At 73.4% G+C, this 941-nt stretch carries 1 protein-coding gene; it reads right to left on the bottom strand.

Going from position 1 to position 941, the window contains the following annotated elements; all coding sequences use genetic code 11:
- Window positions 1–170: 170 nt before the first annotated feature.
- Window positions 171–941 (bottom strand): FAD-dependent oxidoreductase (locus tag GMA12_RS18150; RefSeq protein WP_162460051.1); only part of this gene is annotated, 771 nt, incomplete at its 5' end.

Raw genomic sequence — 941 nt, 5'->3', positions numbered from 1 at the left:
CGGAAGACGGCCTCGTCCACGTAGCTGGATCCGGGCAGGGTGGAGATCAGGGACTCCGAGACAACATTGGTCGACAATTCGCGCTCCTAGGGTCAGCAGAAGAGGAAGAGAAGAGACGAAAGAACGAGGAAGAACAGGACAGGTGCTGCGGACGCGGGGTGGCCGGTGGCTCAGACCGCGGCCGGCAGCGCGGCGGGCAGGGCGGTGGTGCGGGTGGTGGCCTGGGGGTGGGCGGCGGCGGTGCGGGCGGCGGCCGTGGCGCGCTTCTCGAGGGTCTTGCGCCAGCGGCAGAAGAGCTTGGTCTGGTTCCAGGCCAGCACCGCGACCGGGTCCTGGCCGGTGTAGTAGACGGCCAGGAAGGACGGTCCCTGGGGGTCTCCGTGCTCGTAGACGATGCGCTCGGCCCCGGCGGCGTCGCCGGCGAACTGCAGGCGGGTGCCGTACTGGTCGGACCAGAAGTAGGGGGGCTTCACGGCCGGCAGGGTCGCCGGGTCCGCGCCCAGCAGCGCCCCGACGGCGACCGCGGGGCGTTCGGCGGCCCCGGTCCAGTGCTCCACCCGGTGGTGGCGCCCGGCGGCGGGGTCCCACCAGGCGGCGCAGTCGCCCACGGCCACGACCCCGTCGACGCTGGTGGCCCCGACCGCGTCGCAGAGCACGCCGTTGCCCAGCTCGATCCCGGAGCCTTCCAGCCAGGCGGTGTTGGGCACGGCCCCGATGCCCACGACCACGACATCGGCGGGCAGCACCCGCCCGTCGGCCAGGTGCACCGCGCTGACGGATCCGTCGGTGCGGGTGAAGTCGGCGATGTCGGCCCCGCAGACCAGCTCGACCCCGGCCCGGGCGTGCAGTCCGGCGACCACCGTGCCCAGCTGGGCGCCCAGCGGTCCGCACAGCGGGGTGGGGGACTTCTCCAGCACGGTGACCTCCATGCCCAGCGCGTG

The sequence above is a fragment of the Kocuria sediminis genome, assembly GCF_009735315.1.
Lineage (GTDB): Bacteria > Actinomycetota > Actinomycetes > Actinomycetales > Micrococcaceae > Kocuria > Kocuria turfanensis.
The sequence above is the reverse complement of the archived record's forward strand: the minus strand, read 5'-3'. Positions and strand labels throughout refer to the sequence as shown.